An 18,777-nucleotide genomic window follows, 5' to 3' on the forward strand; every position below is an offset into this window, starting at 1 on the left:
GTATTCATCGCCTTACCATTGGTTGTAGGGTACTCCGTTGGTTCCGACTAAATCAGACCCGGAAAAAACATCGACCATGCCGCCTTCCCCTTCGTCCACCATCTCCTGCCATGTCGTGGTCGAACCAGTCAACGGATCGGTCGGCACCCGCCTCAGATAGCCGGCCGACACCAATGCATCAATGGCCTCAGGGTACTTCCCTTTATCTGCACGATGTTGATCGATGACATCGCGCAGTGAAAACAAATCCTGGCGCAGGGCGCCTTCTTTCGCCTTGATGACGGCTGCGTGGTAGGACGGCACCGCCAGGGTGGCAAGAATCCCGACGATCGTCACCACGATCATCAATTCGATTATTGTAAATCCTGGCGAGGACGAGGCCGGCCATTCGGGCTTACCACTCCCAATATTTCGTACCATTGAGCGCAAGTTCCTGACTGTGACTCGTAACATCGTAGACATCTTCCCCGCACCAGTCCTTCACACTGGGAGGATCTCGATAACAACGCATACGCCAGTCGGGCGCTCCGCTCATGGGGTCCGGAGGGATCGACCGTAAGTAGCGCCTCATCGTCGTCCCACGCACCGTCGCCTGTTCCCCCGTCAGCTTGACTCCCAACAATACATCCAGGGATTTCGGGTAGCCATAGGGCCCGGTGACGTCTTTACAGCTCAACCGGTTCTTGACACATGCCGGCCCCGTCAGGGTATCCCCGTCGCGCGCCCACTCCAAATGAAATGCGTCGATGGCCGCTCGAATGACCCGGAGGTTCTGGCGCAGTTCGATTTCCTTGCTCCGCTTGGAGGAGACCTTTGTGAACGGGAGTGCTACCGAGGCAAGGATGGTGAGGATGGTCAGGGTAACGAGCAATTCAAGCAACGTGACGCCTGACTGTTTCACCGCACTCTCACCACTCCCTTGGCTTCACTCGCGCCTTCCGGGCTGTCGACCTCTCCGTGCTTCACCACCCGCATGCGCAGCGGCGAGACGCCTGGAGCCTTGGCGAGGAACGTCAACCGTAGGAGGCGGCCCTCATCCTTCGCGGCACTCGTGGAACCAGGCAACCGCAGCTCAACGATACCGTCAACAGAGCTCACGGCCACGGCGGCCTTCCCCGACTCAACACCCACTACCTCGCCCATGGTTGCATCCCGAAACTCTAGGATCTTTGGATCAAATTCCAATGCAAAGGTCTCTCGATCCAGCCCCTGCACCTGCTTCGCCAGCACATCCACACGATATTCCTTTCCGGTGTGGGCCGTGGCATCCGCAGGCTGAATCGTCAGCTGCGGGGAAAGTGACACCGAGTCCTGACCGGTAACATCGCCTTGTGATTTCTTCAGCGAACTCTTCTCAGTGACTGCCCCCGGACCACCCGACGCCGGCACGCGCGCCAGCACCTTTTTCGGCTGCGCGGCAAACAAGGGGGATGTGGAGTACACTGATTCCGTCCCTGACCAGAAGGCCTGCCCCTGCGGGCTCGGGAGACGCAAGGAGTTGACGATGTGCGGCGTGATAGTCAAGATCACCTCTGTCGTCACCCGTTGGGTCTTAAATGAGCTCAACAGATTGCCCAGAAAGGGAATATCGCCGATCCAGGGAATCGTCACCCTGGTCCGACGATCTTCTTCCTGCAGGAGCCCGCCCAGCACAATGGTTTCCCCGTCGCGCACATTCAACATGGTCTCGGCGGAACGATTGCCGAATTTGAACTGCGTGATCGGCGGAGACTGCTGCAGCAGAACGGTATCGCCCAGCCGAATCACCTCGATCTTCATTTTCAACGAGAGTTCGTTCGCCAGGTGGATATTCGGCTCCACCGTCAGCTTCACACCGGTGTCGCGAAACTCGATCGACGTGACTGTCGAGGTCGTCGGTACCGCACCGGTCGCAGCTTGTCCGGGCAGCACGTTGGTTGTCGAGAGCAAGATCGGTTGTTTGTCGCCGATATTCACTTCCGCTTTCTTGTTATTGAGGACCCGCACCTTCGGCGCGGCCAGGGTCTTGGCATCAGTGACCTGCTTGAAGAAATCCAGCTGCACGTTTGTCGGGAGCTTGAACAGATAACTGTCCTGCCCCAGACTCGCCAGGTTGCGATAGGTGAGTTGCTGCCCAATATCCCCCGCAATCGTGCCGGCAAATCCGGGAGGTATCACCGCTCCGGCCAGCTGCTTCGGGTAGGATAAGCCATAGGTCTGATCAACGGTACGATTCACTTCCAACACTTCGACGTCGAACAACACCTCTGAATCTTCACGATCGTTCGCCTGGATGATCTTCTCCGCAAGTTCTACCTTTTCCGGCTGATCACGAATCACGATGGTGTTCAACGCTTCATTGCCGTGAATGTGCTTGACCTCCAGCATGGACTTCAGCAGCGCCACCATGTCTTTCGCTTTCGCGGACGATAGATAGAAGGTACGGATCATCAGGTCCTGGTACTGTTCCTGCTTTTGCTTGGTATTGGGGCTGATGATGAACAGGGTCGGACCGGCCTTCTGGGAAAACAGGCTATTGCTGTTCAAAACCAGCGCCAGCGCCTCGTCGAAAGGCTTGTCTTCCAACGAGATGGTAATAGGATCGTTGCGCACATCCTTGTCGAACACAAAATTGACGTGAGCCGCCTTCCCCAGCGCCTCCACCACTTCCTTCAGGCCCGCATTGCGAAACTGCAACGTGACCGGCTGCTTCTGTCGGTCGTCGCGATCGATCGCATGCTGCTCGGCGGAGAGCCTCGCCACGCCTTCCAGCGCCTCTTTATAGGAGGGGTCCAACTCGACGGCCCGCATATAGCCGGTCATGGCTTCACTCACACGCCCCAACTGCGCAAGACGTTCCGCTTCCCGATACCGGTCGCGCGCTTCCTTCAACCGCAAGACCTCCGTCAGGCCGGACTCATGCTCCTTGCTCGTCGGCTCGATCGTCAGGGCGCGCTTGAATTCCTCGGCGGCCTGATCGAACTGACGGTCCTTCAGCAACTGACGACCACGCTCATCATGCGTCGCAGCCGCACGCTCTCGGGCCACGGAATATTTGTTCTGTAGGGAGGGCTCGAACGGATCGTCCTTGAGGGCCTGCCGATAGGCTACCGTGGCTTCTTCCCAGTTGCCCGCTGCCAGATGCTGATCCCCGCGTTTGACGTCAGGGGATACGAATGTCCCGCACCCCGCGCCGGCAAAGCCCCATACCAGACCGAGCGCCGCCGTGAACACCCAACGAGTCCATTGACATGCGGCTGGGATGTGTTTCATAGGGATGGGTGAACGCATAGGTCGGATCAACACAATGATAACCTCTTTGGTATATCAAACTGACACACACGCGACAATCAGTTTCTCGCTTTGAACGGTAGGCGTAATTCCTGCGTCGCCTATCTCTTTCGGCAGATAGGAGACGCGGCATTAATCGATCGGCACATCAAGGCAGCTGGAGAACCGACGAGGCCGGACGCTCCGTCCGGCCTCCGGAGAGAAGATCCATCAACTAAGGTGTTGATCGAGATTCGAGGGTGGAGGGTGGAGGTCAACGATCTCCGTCTGATTACTTCGACGATAGCCTAGAGCCTCCAATACTTGACCGATCCCGGCAAGGTGTCTGGGCTCAGCACGCTCTTCACGTCGACCACCACATTGTTCCGTTGTTTCCGCAATGGCTTCAACAGCTCTGAGATGTCCATCTTCAGATATTCCCGATGAGCCACAGCCAACACAATCCCATCGAGTTGCTTTAGTTGTTCCCAAGGCGAGAGGCGCAGGCCATACTCCCCCACGGCCTCTTCTGGTTCCGCGAGCGGGTCATGGACCATGACCTGAATTCCATATTCTTTTAGTTCGTTCACAATGTCCGGCACCCGGCTATTCCGGAGATCCGGAACATTCTCTTTAAAGGTCAGTCCCAACACCCCGACCCGCAAATCACTGACCGGCCGTTCGACCTGGCTCAACAACTTCATCGTCTGCTCGGCGACATACTTGCCCATGCTGTTATTGATCCGTCGCCCTGCCAGAATCACCTGAGGATGATATCCGACGGATTCGGCTTTCGCGGTGAGGTAGTAGGGGTCGACTCCAATGCAATGCCCCCCGACCAACCCAGGGCTGAACTTCAGAAAATTCCACTTCGTGCCTGCCGCGTCCAGAACCGCTCGCGTATCGATCCCCAACCGATGAAAAATCAACGACAGCTCGTTCATGAGGGCGATATTCAGATCGCGCTGCGTGTTCTCGATCACCTTCGCCGCTTCAGCAACTTTGATACTGGAGGCCCGATGGATTCCAGCCTTCACCACCATGGCATAGGTTTGTGCGACGATCTCCAACGACTCCTCGTCCTGGGCGGAGACCACCTTAATGATTCGCTCCAGCGTGTGTTCCTTATCCCCAGGATTGATGCGCTCCGGCGAGTATCCGATTTTGAAATCAATGCCGCTTTTCATGCCCGACGCTTTTTCCAGAATCGGCAGACAGTCTTCCTCTGTCGCACCGGGATACACCGTCGATTCATACACCACAATGGCACCGGGAGCGAGATTGGAACCGATCAGTTCCGACGCTTTTTTCAGGGCCGTCAGATCCGGCTGAAGGGCGTCATTAATGGGGGTCGGCACCGCAACGATAATAAAGTCAGCCGTCTTGAGGTCGCTCGGCTCGGACGTGTAGCGAACGCGGCTGGATTTTAGGTCCTGCGGTGATACCTCCCCGGTTCGATCCACCCCTTTGCGCAACTCCTCGACCTTGGTCTTATTGATATCGAACCCAATCACCGGCGCAGACTTACCGAACGCCACCGCGATCGGCAACCCCACATACCCCAACCCCACTACTGCGATCTGCCGCTGCGTCTTCTTCGCCATGTCGCTCCCCTCGTCAGTCACCACCACAACACTCATGTCGTAAAAAAGAATGGCAGAATATCATCCATCCGTCAACGATTTCCCACAAGCACAGGGACATGCTATCAACAATCACCTCCTGCCACGCACCACAGGCTGTCGATGACATGCCCTAACAACAGCACGAACCCTGCCCCTCCATCGCTGCACAGACGATCATCGACTAGTGATGTCCAGGGACATGACCAAACACGCCTTCCCCTTCCTGCTCACAGGGAAGATTTGACCGCCGCGCCTGAACATTTCGTCAAGCCGCAGTCCGGCCAGCACCATTTTGACCGGCACTGACCTCTTCTCCACACAGCACTCAGTCCTCAGTGGCCGACAGGTCGTCGTGCAGTCGCGGATCAAGCAAGTAAGAATTGTGAAAGCATTTGCAAGGTTATAAGAGCTATTGTTATGGTAGAACCGCAGCGGGTGTGGCAGGCATCGATCTTGCTGCATGACGGATGGAGATTCACTCGAGGGAGGAAACTGTTCAGCCAAACCATGAGCCCCCACTTCACCAGGGATCTACAGCCGAACAGATGGAGCCACATGATCACAACACCACTCGATACGGGATACACCACCAATAAGAGGGCAATCATGGATGGTCACTCGACACCTCAGGTCTCCCAGCGATTGGCTGCGATTGTGGCCATGCTGACTCTCTGTGCGAGCCTTGTGGCCGTTCAGCAAAGTTATGCAGCAGGAGTCTGGACCAATGAACCGGCTGGATTTTCCCAGCACGTGGATTGCCCCTTCTCGGGAACCGTTTGCAACATGCTGAATGTGTATGGAAATCAGCCTTTCTCTACGGATTCTTCGGGACCAGTATCACCATCCGGCATACTTGACGAGGTGCTGGAAGCAAATGCTGCTACCGGTGGAGGGCAATTTGTTTATTCGTTTCAATCCGGACCGGCACGAGAAGTCTATCTCGGAACACTGTGGAAAACGAATTCAGATTTTCAGGGCAATGCAAATAATGTAAATAAACTTATCTTTATTAAGAGCGACATCGACGCGAACTTCCTAAGTTGGCAGGGGCCCCAGGGCTATGATCAGGCTCGAACACTTCAATGGTACATGCAATCTACACAATACGACAATTGCCATATTCCCTCGTACTATAGCCCCGGATGTGGCAATCCGTCCGCTGGAGCTGGAAGTGGCTGGTTCAATCCGAATGCCGGAAACGGGAACGTGCTACCGGGATCCGGTTGGCATTTCATAGAGCTCTATCAAAAAGCAAGCACCACAATGACCTCTCGCGACGGGATATTGAAATGGTGGGTAGACGGCAGACTTGTCGGCAATTACTCAGGCGTAAATCTCTCTCCAGGTGGTTTTACTGACATACAATATAATCACACCTGGGACGGAACGGCCGTCTACCAATGTTACCCAAACGTTTCACTGGGGCGTGACTGCAGCAAAGCTTGGCATCACATGTGGGACCACCTGCATGTGTCGGTGGGAAGCGGAGGTACCTCCCCTGACCAACCACCAGGACCACCTGCAAGCCCAACCCTACGAGCCGTTACAACGCCTTAAAAGTTGCGCTCCCGGGTTCAAGCGGGGGTCCCCGTAAGCTTCCCCGTCAAGGAGACAGTTTCATGGGAGACGTTCTGGCCTCCACTTGGGCCCGATACGTGGCGGGCGGCAGGCCCGCCAACGCATCATGAGGCCGCTCTTCATTATAACTCTGCACCCACTCGGCACTGATCTCTCGCACCTGCTCCAACGACTCGAACACGTACGCATTGAGCACTTCGGTCCGATACGTCCGGTTATACCGCTCGATCAAGGCATTCTGATCCGGCTTGCCTGGCTGGATGTGCCACAGCTGAATCCCTCGTTCCGCGCACCAGGTGATGAACCGGTCGGCGAGGAATTCGGGACCATAGTATAAGCGGAACAGGCATTCATCGTTTGTTCAGATCTCCCCTAGAATGCCAAGCAGCAACTCACTCTAGGAGGAGGGCATCTTATGATGGCGTGTTCCACAACCACGCAGAATGGTACCTTCGTGGCGATTGATGTAGCGAAATTGGTTCATGAAGTGTTGGTGGAGCCACCGACCGGACGCCGGCAGCGATGGCGGATCAGGAACTGCCAGCCGGATTATGAGACCTTGCGCGACCGGCTCCGCGCGTTCGAGACGCCGGTCCTCATTGGGTTTGAAGCCACGGGCAACTACCATCGCCCCCTGGCCTATTATCTGGGCCAATGCGGCTTCGAGTTGCGCCTCATTTCTTCCCTCGCGGTGGCGCGGACGCGCGATGCGCTCTACAACTCATGGGATAAAAACGATCCCAAAGACACGCAAGTCTTGCTCCATTTGCTCAAAACCGGTGTTTCCCAGCGGTATCACGATCCGCTCGTGCACGCCATGAACGACCTGCAGGAACTCGCCCAGACTCACTACCAGGTCTCACTTCGGAAGGTGCAGGTCCAGCATAGCATCATGATCCATTACCTCCCGCTGTACTTTCCCGAGGCGGAACGGTACTACACGAACTCGCGGGCGCAGTGGTTTACGCAGCTGCTGCATCGGTTCCCCTGTCCCGCCGCCATCACCCGCTATTCCCAAGAAGTGTTTGCGCACGAGGCGTGGACCGTGGTGGGCCGCAAAGTGAATAAGCGCGGTTTCCTCGCTGACCTCTATGCCACTGCTCGTCAGAGCATTGGGCTCGCCGTGGCGGAAGACTCCGAAGCCATTCAGATGTTCCGTGTGATGCTGGCGGAACATCAGCACCTGTGCGCTCTCCGGGCCGCGATTGAGCACCAGGCGGACCAGGTGCTTCAGTCCCATCCCGACTATCACCGGCTCCGAACCTTACCGGGAGTGGGACCGATTCTCGCCCTCACGATTTTGGCCGAAGCCGGGGACCTGCGTCGGTTTCCGCATCACCGACAATTCCTCAAGTTCTGCGGGTTCGATCTCAGCACGCAGCAGTCCGGCCAGTTCCGTGGGATAAGCCGGTTGTCGAAGCATGGGAATGCGCGACTCCGCTATGCCTTCTGGATGGCTGCCAATGGGGCGGTTCGGATGCGGCAGAATACGTTTCGCGAAAAGTATGCGCGGTATATCAAGGCCGATCCTCAGAATCCGGATCGGAAGCGCAAGGCCCTCTGCGCCGTCGCCGCTAAAGTGGCGCGCGTGGCTCATGGCCTGATTAAGACGGGGACCGACTATCGGCCGTACTTTGAGGCACTCCCTCCCAGTGGAGCACTCCGTTCGCGTGGGCCGTCGAGGCAAGCACTGACCTCGTAGATAATGCTCGGAGCTTCCACTGGGGCTGCCTGCTGTGTGGAGTACGGTCAAGGCCTGAGCCAGGACCTTGTATCACTATGGTGAGCAGTGCCTCACAAACCGTGGAAGACCATTGGGAGTGGCTGCCGACAGTGCAGGATGGCCGTTCCGACGGCACGGAGGAGATCTGTCCGCAGTGCGTGTTTGCTTTCCGCCTATAGTACGTTATCGAGCCGAATCGCTTGGGGCTGTCCCCGCCAGCTCACGACTTGCTCCAGCACGCGAATCACGCGTTCAGCCGGAAGCGACGTATCAATCTCAATGGCCACGCCTTCCCGGACACCTTCATCCAACACATTGAAGGTCCGGAAGCGTCGGCCGCCGTAGAGCGTATCGCTCATGAAGTCCACGGCCCACACCACATTGGGCTGAGGCACCACCACGAGCGGCTGACGCGGACGAAGAGGGAGCCGCTTCTTCGTCCGACGGGGGAGATTCAAGCGGAGCTGGCAGTACACCCGCCACAGCCGCTTGTGATTCCACGGTTGGCCATCCAATCGGAGTCGTCTCCAGCACTTCCAGAAACCCCAGCGGCTTTTCGCCGCGACGAGCGTCGTCAACGCCGCAATCACTGGCGCATCCCGCTGAGCCCAATCGATGCCAGGCCGATAGTACGTCGCCCGACTCAGCCCGACTGCGCGACAGGCCCGCTGAACCGGAAGGCCGCCCTCCATGACCAGGTGGGCCACGACCTCCCGCCGCTCAGCAGGCCGTAGAGTTTTTTTGCGATGACATCTTTCAGCGCTGCATTCTCCAGCGAGAGATCGGCATACATCCGCTTGAGACGGTTATTTTCGTGCTCCAACTCCTTCAGTCGCTTCACGTCCGAGGCCTCGAGCCCGCCGTACTTGGCTTTCCACTTGTCGTAGGTCGCGGAACTGATGCCGTGCTGCCGCCACAACTCGTTGACCGGGCGCCCGGCATCGGCTGCTTTCAGGATCGACACGATTTGCGTGTCGGTGAACTTCGACTGGCGCATGGGAACCTCCTGGCTAGGATGACGATTGTGCCAGAAAATTCTCCTCATGGCTGTCTCGATCTAGGGGGAGCTTACGATCATCCGGTGGGGAACCAGAGAAGCGAGGCGATCAAGAGGACGAGACGTAATCACTCCTGCATAGATTCCAATTCGGAAGCGCCGTAGTATTCTGGGATGACACCCTTTCCAATCCGAATAAGCATCGCATTCCCCGATTCAGCAACCAGGTTATGTTCTGCGAGTAGGAATCGCCTGAACTCATCTGACAAATTGTATCCCCACAAATAATCGTACTTAGAAAAGATACTCGACCAGTTGACTTGCTCCATAGAAGTATCCTGCTGTATCTGAGCATAGTCCTGGACAGCCGAGCGTAGATTGAGGGGATGCGCACCCTTCCAGGCATAAATGGTTGGTACAAAAGCATGTCGATAAACGGTGGCATAGTGCGCTGTATAAAAAAAGTGCATGTCCCACAACCAGCGTTGCCCAGAGGACTGGTTGTGGACTACTAGCGGATACAACCGTACACCATCCGGAAGAATGTCAAGCATCCGAACATGACTCTGAACTTCTCTAGCGATTCGGTCGCCAAAGTACCACACCTCTGCTCCTCGCACGAAGGATAGACCAATCAAACCTACCATCGCATACTGTCCTATCTGTCGTGAGAGGTCCAATCGAATTCCCAACAACAGACAGGCAATTGCTGGCAGCAAGAACCGCCTGTCGATATAGCTAGTCTGAACACCACTCATGGGTGAGAGAACGTAAAGAATCAGGAAAACTACGCCAAGAAGAAACAGTTCTGGGCAAACCAAACGAGGTCCTTTCCTCTTGGTGGCCAACGAGACTAAGAAAATGAAAACGAGTCCGAGGCTGAGATCCACTACGAGATCGTAGGTCAAAAACGGATATGCCAGACCTACCAACTTTTTTGATACCAACGGATGCCACCAAGTCATGCCCCCTTTATCATGCAGTATGGCACCGTGAAGAATATGGACACTAACTGGAAGAAGCAATGGTATCAACCCTAGCAGTTGATGAAATTGGGGGAATTTCCCACTTTTGCTAACATTACACCCTATGAAGAATGTAATGGATACTCCTAGAAATACAAAGGCGGAAAGATGGGAGACGTAGCAGATCATGGCAAGCGCTGAAACTGAAACGATTCGCCAGAATGTCCACCTTGAACATGACCATAACCAAACGGAGAAGGTAATAAGATAGGCCCCTAGCCCAAACAAGTAGTTCACAAATCCGTAAGCAAAGGCAAAGTTATAAGTAAAGAATGTGGCAGCCAGAGCATTCCAGTGAGGTCGACCATTGACCGCAAGGCCTAGGCAATGGAAGCCAAAATTGATAGCCCCCACTACCAGTGAAAGGAAGATCTTGCTCGCATATTCAATGCTTACGACGTCCATCAGTGCTGGCACGATTAGGTCCATGGCCTGATTTGGAAGAATGCTCAAGTCACGACTATAGGTAGCCTGATAGGACTCATTGTCACCATATTGATGAAGAATATGTATACGAGCCAGATGGTTCGGGTAATCATGCATAGCTGGATAGGAAATAAACCAGATGGGGCAAAGCTGAAGTAGAAAGAGAAGAACAAAAACTGTGTAGTACGATCGTCGTTGTACTGACACGTCAAAAAAAAGTTTAATCCGAGAATTCGCCTCCCGATTCATAGTCTCAGCCTACCCGTTCCGCATGTGACACGGCATGTATGCGGACGTACATTGCAGGCCAACTATGCTTTACAATGAACAATAGGCCAATCGCAGAAAAAGGTATGATGTAAGGCATCGCCGGAATCATGTAGCGGAATAGGGGCAAAGTGATCCAGTGTAAGAAAGCGAAGTAACCAACCAGGCCGCAGAGAGCCACCGTGATGGCCCTCTTTCTTCTCCAGGCAACAACCACACCGACTAACGCAGGGATGTAAATAAAACTATTAATGGCCAGAGACATGCCATGGTTGCTACCCGACTCTGTCGAATACCACAGCCGAAGAAACTTCTTAACCATAAAAGGTACTATGCTGATGGGATCCTTCGCTAAGCGTTCCCGATAGTTCTCCATAGCTAAACGCACATTAAGCCGGTCTCTTTCAACGAGGCTGGTAACAGATAATTCCGGCACTACCCCTTTTGATTTTGCGGCCTCGAGTAGTAAGGGATATTCTCGACTCCTGGTATCAATGGTCCAAAGCGGTTCAGAAGATCCCCACAGAACAACCGTATTGTTTGCCCCAACCGGGATAATCTCGTGCAGGACAAGATAGTTCCGAACCCCCCATGGCAGGATCACAAGGATGAAGCATGCCAGCGTCATAAGATAATAGCTCCACCAATGCGCGCCTGGTTTTCGAAAGGCTAGTAACACAAACGGCAGCAGTAGTGGCAAGAACTGAGTCGTTCCTCTTGTCAAGGTAGCCAACGCCAAAACGGCACCAGCCCCACAATAAAGTTGCCACTTACCTTCCCTCATAGCACGGGTGGTAAGCAACACCCACAAGGCAACGAAGAACGTAAAAAATGTTTCCGTTCCAATGTATAGGGTTGGATAAACGGCGAAGGGATATAGCGCCCAGATCATGGCTGATAGATATCCAATAGCTCGGTCGAACAAGTCTCTGAAAATTACAAATATTGTCACAGCAGTAAGTGAATCTACTAGCACTTGAATGGCCTTGATACCAACGATTCCGTCCCCACCAAACACAAATGCCACCAACGCAATGCACATGGAATATAATGGAGGGGTATAGAAAGGAAATGTGACATCTGAAAAACCCTCTCCATGCAGCAGGAGTTCTGCCCCGTTCAGATAGGCAAAGACAGCATTGTAAGGCAAATGCGGCTCGGGCAGTAGCCACCACATCAGCAGGCGAACAACTACAGCGGCCCCAAAAATGGAAAGATTTGTTTTCATTAATAGATTTCCATTTTGCTTAACAGACTCATTCGGCAGACGGAGGGTATGGCGCTGGCAGCACTCTTACGACAGTCGCTTGGCAATCCTCAGAGAGTTCGCGGCAGCATATGCATCGCGCAACCGCTGTCCTATGACCTCCCATGCATACGCACTGACTACCACCTCACGGCTAGCCAAGGTCAAATCGGCTCTTTGAGCCTTATCCGACAATAATCGACAGACTTTGCTCACAAAGTCGGCCGGCGTATCAGCCAGAAGCAAATGTTTTCCATCGTACAAACGCAAACCAGATGCCGCAAAAGTCGTACTCACTATCGGCATGCCCATCGCCAAGGCATCGAGTATTTTCAATCGCGTCCCTCCCCCGTCCGTGATGGGGCAGACGAATACCGTCGACTTCTGGAAATAGGGCCGGACATCATCCACAAACCCAGGGACGTGCACTCGAGGATCGTGCTGAGATAGCCTCACTAACCAGGCCGGAGGGTTTTTTCCCACTACGTTAATTTCCACATTTTTCATTCTGTCTGTTAATTGAGGCCAGATCGACTCAAAGAAGTAGGTTATGGCGCCTTTGTTCGCTAGTTGATCGAGGCGCCCGCAAAATAACAACTGCGCTCCTCCTGGATCTGGTCGCGGGGTAAAGTATTCGATATCGACGCCGTTCGGAACGACGCAAATGGCACTGTTCCCACAGGAGGCCTTCACTAACTGTCCTTCATCCTCAGACACCACTAGGTTAGCATCGAAGGTAGGACACCATCGTCTTTCTGCGGCAAGCAGGTGTGCCGATTCCCGTAACCAGAATGCACGCCTCATTGCACTGCGTTCGTTGGACGCACGTCGCTGGACCAGTGCAGACTCAATATCGTGATGATTCAACACCCTCCCTGCATGAGGAACGAGCAATCCATAGGGAGACAATCCCAATGTATCCACATGCACGACATCGAAGCGAAACCTGCTGGCCAAGTTGGTGAGACGAGCGGACATCTCTTCAGAACGCAACCACCGGAACTCATATGGCTCACCACTCACCATAGCACCAAACGCCCTACAATAACGGCCCAGTCCGAGAGAATCCTGTGGAAGAGGCACCCACTCCACACCGGCGCAGAACTTTCGCAACGCTTCGACACAGTCCTGTGGAGTCACACCTTGGGGCCTGGATGCCGGCTGATCAAACACGAGTGCATGCACCTCATGATGTTTGGCCGCTTCCTTCAGCAAGTTGTAATTTCGCTGAAGCGGGCCTCCCTTAGGAGGATAAGCAAGATTATGTCCCAACCACAGAATTCTCATTTCACCCCTTGCACACTGACCGATACATCCCAGCTGTTTGATTTGCCATGGTACTCGCACTGAAGTCAGCCTCAATTCGTGCCCGCCCAGCCACGCCAAATGCAACAGCCGTTACCTGATCATCGATGAGAGCGCCAATCGCTCTCGCCAGTTCATCAGGCTTCGCCGGGTTTACTAAAATTCCAGACTCACCATGTGATACCACTTCAGGAATTCCACCGACTCGGCTCGCAATGACCGGCCGCTTCAGAGCAAAGGCTTCTAATAGGACCATCGGAATTCCTTCATGCAGAGACGGCAAAACAAAAATGTCCATCATGTTGATGAAATCATAAGACTGTTCTTGATGGCCCGAGAATATCACGGATTGATCTAAGCCTAACCGTTTCGCTTCCGTTTCAAGCTGCTCACGCAACGGCCCATCGCCAACAAAAATTAATATCACATTCTGAAAAGACTGAGACAGGATTCGAAAGGCTTTCAATAACAGGGCATGGCCTTTCACTGGAACCAGCCGTCCCACCGTTCCAATCAAAACGGCCTTGTCGTCAATATTCCACTTCCTACGCATATCCGCCCTTTGAGTAGTGACGCGGACCGCTTCCAGATCGATCCCATTGTGTATACAGACGATTCGAGCGGCGTCATAGCTCCTGAGCAAAGCCTGTTCAATGTCGGATGAGACAGCGATCACCCTATCCACCAGCCATCCGGTCACGAATCTGTCCGCAATCGTGTACCCGGCCATCTTCACATTCCTCAGCCCTTTAAATGGTTCGGGCATACCGTGAACCACTCTGACCACATGAGGGACCCCCATGTAGCGGGCGACAAGTGCAGCGAGGATGGAATCTTTGTACTTGTGGGTATGAACGACATCGGGACGAAACTGCCGAAAAACTTTTCCAAGGCGAGAAGCGAGAGCTAGCGGGCCATGGTGTTTTTCGGGAATGACCGTGAGGGAGAGCGGAAGTTTCCGAAGTTCATCCGCCAACCGCCCCTCATTGAATAGAACCACCGCCCATTCGAACCCGTGTAGTCGAACGAGGTACGTCATGAGCGCAAGCAGATGAACTTCCGCCCCTGCCCACAAGTCGCCCATCGCGACATGACATACCTTCACAGCTGATTCGCAACTTGCGTTCTGCTCAATAGAACACCTCACCACCTAGCACAACCGCCTCTCCCTGTTGGAACGCTGAGCGGCACTATACGCTCAACATCGAAGGGTGGCGAATTATTTTCCCAATTCCAGGCACTCCTCATAGAGCGACTGATAGGAAGACACCATGGTCCGCAGGCTGAATTGCCCTTCGGCCCGACGCTTGCCTCTCTCTGCAAAGAGGGCCGCCTGTTGCTTATCGGTCAACAACGTTACTAACCGAGCCGCTAGGGCCTGACTATCACGCGGCGGAACCAGAAAGCCTGTTTCTCCATCGAGAATCAGTTCCGGATTCCCTCCAACCTGTGTCGCGACCACTGGTTTTCCGGCTATCATCGCCTCGAGGATTGCCATTGAAAGCCCCTCCGAGAGAGAGGGCAACACAAACACATCCAGCATGGCCAGGATTCGTGGGATGTCCTGCCTCAGACCAAGAAAGAAAACCTTTCCTCCTACACCAAGCCGATCTACGTGCGCCTTCAGTTCAGTTTCGAGCTGCCCTCTGCCGGCAAACACGAACGAGGTGTTAGGACATTTCGCCAAGACAGAGGGAATCCCCTCAATCAAATACTGATGCCCTTTAACAGGATATAGATTACCCACCACCCCCACAATTTGATGACTCTCTGGCAGGCCCAATTCTTTTCGACACGCCTCCACCTCAGTGCGGTCACACTGAGGCAACATATCCACGCCGTTATAGAGCACCTTGACGCGACTCGGAGAAACTCCGACTTGTTCAACAATGAATTGCTTGAGATTCTCCGATACAGCCACCATAGTTGCCCTGCGACTCACCCAGCGGTATGCCAGGCGACGCCGGAGTCGCTCCCAGAAATAGTTTTTCCCATGGACGGTTGCGACGAGCGGAAGGCCTGTAAGCGCCGCGACAAAGGTCCCTTGTACATTGGCATCAAACTCATGCGCGTGAATCAGATCCACCTGTTCCTGTCGCAGGAGTCGTTTGAATTGAATTGCCCATCGCCAATCGGTCATCCCGTGCGTCGGAATGATGAAGGTGCGGATTCCTCGACTCTCACTTCGGTCCTGGAGCCAGCCAGGTCGAAACAGGCACAGAACGGCTCGATATCTTTGTGGATCCAGCGACGCGGCCAAATTATTGATCACTCGCTCCGCCCCACCAGGCCCGCTGCTAGTCGAAAGAAAGAGAATTGTTCGAATCATGTTGCGTGGTGGCATTCCCACCAGCTCTGCCTGGTGAATGTGGAAAGAGGGGCAACCCCATTCTCAGGGATGGACTGACACGGCAGCAGCGTCAATGTCGCAATCTCACGGTTCGAGGCCGGCTCCAAAGAGAAACCTTCTGTTCAGGGCTCGATGAAGCAGCAATATCCGACTGAGCCACGGCATACAACTGCGTGGTATTTCGAAGGGCGACCGCAAACCCCATCAAAATCCAGAAGGTGGGGTAGTAAAGAGTGGAGATGAAGGCGCTAGTCGTGAGATACCCTATCATGCCGCCTAAAATTGCATTACCGAACAAGGCTGCCCGTTCAAATTCAGGATCGTTTCCTTCTCTATTTTCACGTTTTTGACCCACCCTGTGCGACCCGATGGGAAAGTACTGACGCACCCTCGTGTCTCTATAGTTGAGATAGATCATCGCACCGAAAATGATGATTCCTACAAGCCCGAGTTCTGGCATCAACGTAAAGTAAAGCGAATGCGCCTGACGCCCGGCCAGTGATTTCGTTTGCCACGTACGTCCTCCCATGTACTCGCCGATTGTCCAGGGAAAGTTTCCCTGCCCTACGCCCAAAATGGGATTGGCGAGGAACATTTCCCACCCTATTCCCCAGGTGAACATCCGTTGGCCAGCAGTGCCAGTTTCCACTGTGCTGTCATCGGTGATTGAGCTGATTCGATCCCAGTATTCCTGAGGCGCTGCAATGAGGATCAAGCCGGCAAGGCATACACCGACCAGGAGTGACATGATTTTGCGGGAAGAATAAAACCAGCAGAATGCCCCAATGGCCAGCAAACCCAAAAATGCGCCTCGCGATGACGTAGCTACGACTGACATAACAACGAGGCCCAGCAAGACGATATAGCCGAACTTTGCCCGTTGAGTCGACGCTGCCTGATACATGAAAAATACGACCGGAACAGCCACATTCATTTCCATTCCAAAGTCGTTCTCGTCCCCTAACCATCCACCAACTCCACGCCCTTGATGCAACATGCCGTTAACGGCCAATACGGCATGTACAGCCAACCACGCGAGAATAAGCTTGTGCATACGACTGGTAGAATCGACGAAAGTGACAATCCCTAAATAAAAAAAGAAATACAAAGTCATGTCTTTAAACGTCATCAAGGCGTGGAAATTATTATTTGCAAATGGCACCCATAGTGCCATGAACCCTAATAGCCCCATCCAGAGCCTGGTTTGAATATTGGCAAGGCTAGCTTTACCCGAAATAAGAACGGCTAATCCCAGCGACACATCAATGAGAGAAGGAAACGGAATCACCTTAAGAGGGGGTAAAAAATCTTGCGGTCGCCCGAACTCGAACAAGAGAGCCACAAGGACTAGATAGAAGCCGATATTCGATTCAGGTGGCGTTACACGGAAGCGAGAATTAGCAGAGCGAGTCCCCTCGTGAACACGAACGGAACTGGGTTTCAACATATCGAACCGCACCTCTCCACTGACATTACCACACGACTGACAGTACCAATCTCCACCTCTTGGTAAAACCAGCATGTGCAGGTGGCAGGTTGGTGGATCAGGGTATTCCTATGCCGCTTTCCTCAAGGCCACAATCATATTTGTCCGAAGACTCCTGAACGGCCGCGTCATAAGCAACCGGATCCACAACAACTCTACGGCTGCCAGCGGCGGAAGCATAGCAAAGATGGCATCGGTTGGAATCAAATCAAGCTGCAATACCTCAAAGCCGTTGGCTTGAGCAAGCGTCCTGACCTGAGCTTCAGTATTCGCCTTATAGTGGGTGGGAAACACATCATGCTCCTCGCGACCTTCAAGCAAGTAGATAAGCTTACCCTTGAGCCACTCAGGCACAACCTTGGATAAAATCACTCCATAACCGTATGCGTTTGGGGTGTGAAACAAGAACACGCCTTTCGACTTAAGGATCCGCCCAATCTCTCTAAACTGTTCATCTGGATTATCGAGATGTTCGACAACCATATTGGCTGTCACCAGATCAAAGGCTTGACTTCTAAACGGCAACTTGGTGACATCGCCCCGCAGCTTCTTCGTAATGTTGGGATGTGCCTTCAGTGAAGGCAGGTCATAGTCGATGCCAAAAATGGCCTTGCAGGTTTTCACAAGTTGGCGCTCTTCATTCGCTCGCCAACTGGGAAGGACGGAGTGTCCACAGCCTATCTCCACCCATTCAACTGATGGCGTCACATAGCGCTTCAGCGATTCCTCATACGAATACTGGGAGTATCTCAACTTCGGCACAATGGCGCCCCGCATTGTCCAATAGATATTGAACAGTCTCGTCCGCAAGCTCATGTCGATGCCGGGCCTCCCTTAGTCTTTGCCATCCACGTGCCTCTTCATCCTCGATCCGGTCGCCCTAGCCCGACTTGGCCGCGGGCAACATTCGCATCACTAGCACATCGCAGGCTCGCTTAATCATTGAGAAACAGACCTGAAAATCCTGTAGCGTCCCGCTGTAGGGGTCGGCAACTTCCCGCACAGATTGGTCATAAAATTGCCTGAGTAGAAATACTTTCTGCGTGGCTTGAGGGTACAACTTGATGACCCGATTACGCTGCTCCCATTCCATAACCAGAATGATGTCTGCTCGTTCGACCTGCTCTTTGTGCAGCGGCTGGGTTGCGTGCTTGCCAAGCAAGAGGCCTTCCTGCGTGCCGACGACTTGTGCCAACGGATGTGCAGGCTTTCCGAACGATGTTTCGAGCCCTGCCGACTCAACCACAGTAGTCAACCCATGTTTTCCAACCTGATGCTTAAGATAGGCTTCTGCGAGTGGGCTCCGACAGATATTGCCTTTGCACACCACTAGAATGGCATTCGTAGGATTCGGGAAACTCTGGCGAGTGAGCAACATCCGATAGCGCCACCGATCCAGCACCCCATTGACAGCTCGCTTCACTGAACGAGCGACATCCCGCACAGAGGCGGACACCACCTTTACCTCAGATCGAGCGTCAACCTCCGACATGACCACTC

At 53.9% G+C, this 18,777-nt stretch carries 14 protein-coding genes and 2 pseudogenes; 2 read left to right on the top strand and 14 right to left on the bottom strand.

Features of this window, described 5'->3' with window-relative positions; genetic code table 11:
- Window positions 1–12: 12 nt before the first annotated feature.
- From V9G17_02895 to V9G17_02910, 4 genes are all read right to left on the bottom strand, one after another.
- Entirely contained in the window at window positions 13–420 is a 408-nt protein-coding gene (locus V9G17_02895) for a prepilin-type N-terminal cleavage/methylation domain-containing protein (GenBank protein ID MEI2751522.1), read from the bottom strand.
- Entirely contained in the window at window positions 395–901 is a 507-nt protein-coding gene (locus tag V9G17_02900) for a prepilin-type N-terminal cleavage/methylation domain-containing protein (protein ID MEI2751523.1), read from the bottom strand. The genes V9G17_02895 and V9G17_02900 overlap by 26 nt, the downstream gene beginning before the upstream one ends.
- Complete coding sequence (locus V9G17_02905) at window positions 898–3,213, bottom strand: secretin N-terminal domain-containing protein (protein MEI2751524.1); 2,316 nt, start codon at window positions 3,211–3,213, stop codon at window positions 898–900. Before V9G17_02905 ends, V9G17_02900 begins: the two co-directional genes overlap by 4 nt.
- Window positions 3,214–3,557: 344 nt before the next feature.
- Window positions 3,558–4,853 (bottom strand): nucleotide sugar dehydrogenase, encoded by a 1,296-nt coding sequence (locus tag V9G17_02910; protein MEI2751525.1) that lies wholly within the window; start codon window positions 4,851–4,853, stop codon window positions 3,558–3,560.
- A gap of 576 nt (window positions 4,854–5,429) precedes the next feature.
- Here V9G17_02910 and V9G17_02915 point away from each other — a divergent pair.
- Window positions 5,430–6,431, top strand: coding sequence for a hypothetical protein (locus tag V9G17_02915; protein ID MEI2751526.1), 1,002 nt, complete (start codon window positions 5,430–5,432; stop codon window positions 6,429–6,431).
- Between the two features lie 46 nt (window positions 6,432–6,477).
- Here the strand turns inward: V9G17_02915 and V9G17_02920 are convergent.
- Window positions 6,478–6,729 (bottom strand): annotated as a pseudogene (locus tag V9G17_02920) (transposase).
- 138 nt (window positions 6,730–6,867) lie between these two features.
- Between V9G17_02920 and V9G17_02925 the strand changes: the two are divergent.
- Window positions 6,868–8,154 carry an IS110 family transposase gene (locus V9G17_02925; protein MEI2751527.1) on the top strand — a complete coding sequence of 429 codons (1,287 nt, stop codon included), beginning with the start codon at window positions 6,868–6,870 and terminating at the stop codon, window positions 8,152–8,154.
- Between the two features lie 203 nt (window positions 8,155–8,357).
- Here the strand turns inward: V9G17_02925 and V9G17_02930 are convergent.
- The 9 genes and pseudogenes from V9G17_02930 to V9G17_02970 all read right to left on the bottom strand — a co-directional run bounded on the left by V9G17_02930 (window position 8,358) and on the right by V9G17_02970 (window position 18,769).
- Window positions 8,358–9,172, bottom strand: a pseudogene (locus V9G17_02930) (IS3 family transposase).
- 128 nt (window positions 9,173–9,300) lie between these two features.
- A complete protein-coding gene (locus V9G17_02935; protein MEI2751528.1) occupies window positions 9,301–10,872 on the bottom strand; it encodes a hypothetical protein in 1,572 nt (523 codons plus the stop codon).
- A gap of 4 nt (window positions 10,873–10,876) precedes the next feature.
- The gene (locus V9G17_02940; GenBank protein ID MEI2751529.1) at window positions 10,877–12,118 is read right to left on the bottom strand and encodes a glycosyltransferase family 39 protein; all 1,242 of its coding nucleotides are present in this window, start codon (window positions 12,116–12,118) and stop codon (window positions 10,877–10,879) included.
- A gap of 66 nt (window positions 12,119–12,184) precedes the next feature.
- Window positions 12,185–13,423: a glycosyltransferase family 4 protein gene (locus V9G17_02945; protein MEI2751530.1), complete on the bottom strand. Its 1,239-nt coding sequence runs from the start codon at window positions 13,421–13,423 to the stop codon at window positions 12,185–12,187.
- A gap of 1 nt (window position 13,424) precedes the next feature.
- Entirely contained in the window at window positions 13,425–14,525 is a 1,101-nt protein-coding gene (locus V9G17_02950; protein MEI2751531.1) for a glycosyltransferase family 4 protein, read from the bottom strand.
- 135 nt (window positions 14,526–14,660) lie between these two features.
- On the bottom strand, window positions 14,661–15,770 hold the full coding sequence (locus tag V9G17_02955) for a glycosyltransferase family 4 protein (protein ID MEI2751532.1): 1,110 nt from the start codon (window positions 15,768–15,770) through the stop codon (window positions 14,661–14,663).
- A gap of 91 nt (window positions 15,771–15,861) precedes the next feature.
- Entirely contained in the window at window positions 15,862–17,238 is a 1,377-nt protein-coding gene (locus tag V9G17_02960) for an O-antigen ligase family protein (GenBank protein MEI2751533.1), read from the bottom strand.
- A gap of 108 nt (window positions 17,239–17,346) precedes the next feature.
- Window positions 17,347–18,093 carry a class I SAM-dependent methyltransferase gene (locus V9G17_02965; GenBank protein ID MEI2751534.1) on the bottom strand — a complete coding sequence of 249 codons (747 nt, stop codon included), beginning with the start codon at window positions 18,091–18,093 and terminating at the stop codon, window positions 17,347–17,349.
- Window positions 18,094–18,157: 64 nt separating this feature from the next.
- Entirely contained in the window at window positions 18,158–18,769 is a 612-nt protein-coding gene (locus V9G17_02970) for a low molecular weight protein-tyrosine-phosphatase (protein ID MEI2751535.1), read from the bottom strand.
- Window positions 18,770–18,777: the final 8 nt, after the last annotated feature.

Origin of the sequence: Nitrospira sp., assembly GCA_037045225.1 — a bacterium.
Taxonomy (GTDB): Bacteria; Nitrospirota; Nitrospiria; order Nitrospirales; family Nitrospiraceae; genus Nitrospira_A.

Excerpts from the sequence above, each read along its gene's own strand:
- V9G17_02895 (MEI2751522.1), bottom strand. The coding sequence starts at position 420 with ATGGTACGAAATATTGGGAGTGGTAAGCCCGAATGGCCGGCCTCGTCC.
- V9G17_02910 (MEI2751525.1), bottom strand. The coding sequence starts at position 4,853 with ATGGCGAAGAAGACGCAGCGGCAGATCGCAGTAGTGGGGTTGGGGTAT.
- V9G17_02915 (MEI2751526.1), top strand. The coding sequence starts at position 5,430 with ATGATCACAACACCACTCGATACGGGATACACCACCAATAAGAGGGCA.
- V9G17_02925 (MEI2751527.1), top strand. The coding sequence starts at position 6,868 with ATGATGGCGTGTTCCACAACCACGCAGAATGGTACCTTCGTGGCGATT.
- V9G17_02935 (MEI2751528.1), bottom strand. The coding sequence starts at position 10,872 with ATGAATCGGGAGGCGAATTCTCGGATTAAACTTTTTTTTGACGTGTCA.
- V9G17_02940 (MEI2751529.1), bottom strand. The coding sequence starts at position 12,118 with ATGAAAACAAATCTTTCCATTTTTGGGGCCGCTGTAGTTGTTCGCCTG.
- V9G17_02945 (MEI2751530.1), bottom strand. The coding sequence starts at position 13,423 with ATGAGAATTCTGTGGTTGGGACATAATCTTGCTTATCCTCCTAAGGGA.
- V9G17_02950 (MEI2751531.1), bottom strand. The coding sequence starts at position 14,525 with ATGGGCGACTTGTGGGCAGGGGCGGAAGTTCATCTGCTTGCGCTCATG.
- V9G17_02955 (MEI2751532.1), bottom strand. The coding sequence starts at position 15,770 with ATGATTCGAACAATTCTCTTTCTTTCGACTAGCAGCGGGCCTGGTGGG.
- V9G17_02960 (MEI2751533.1), bottom strand. The coding sequence starts at position 17,238 with ATGTTGAAACCCAGTTCCGTTCGTGTTCACGAGGGGACTCGCTCTGCT.
- V9G17_02965 (MEI2751534.1), bottom strand. The coding sequence starts at position 18,093 with ATGAGCTTGCGGACGAGACTGTTCAATATCTATTGGACAATGCGGGGC.
- V9G17_02970 (MEI2751535.1), bottom strand. The coding sequence starts at position 18,769 with ATGTCGGAGGTTGACGCTCGATCTGAGGTAAAGGTGGTGTCCGCCTCT.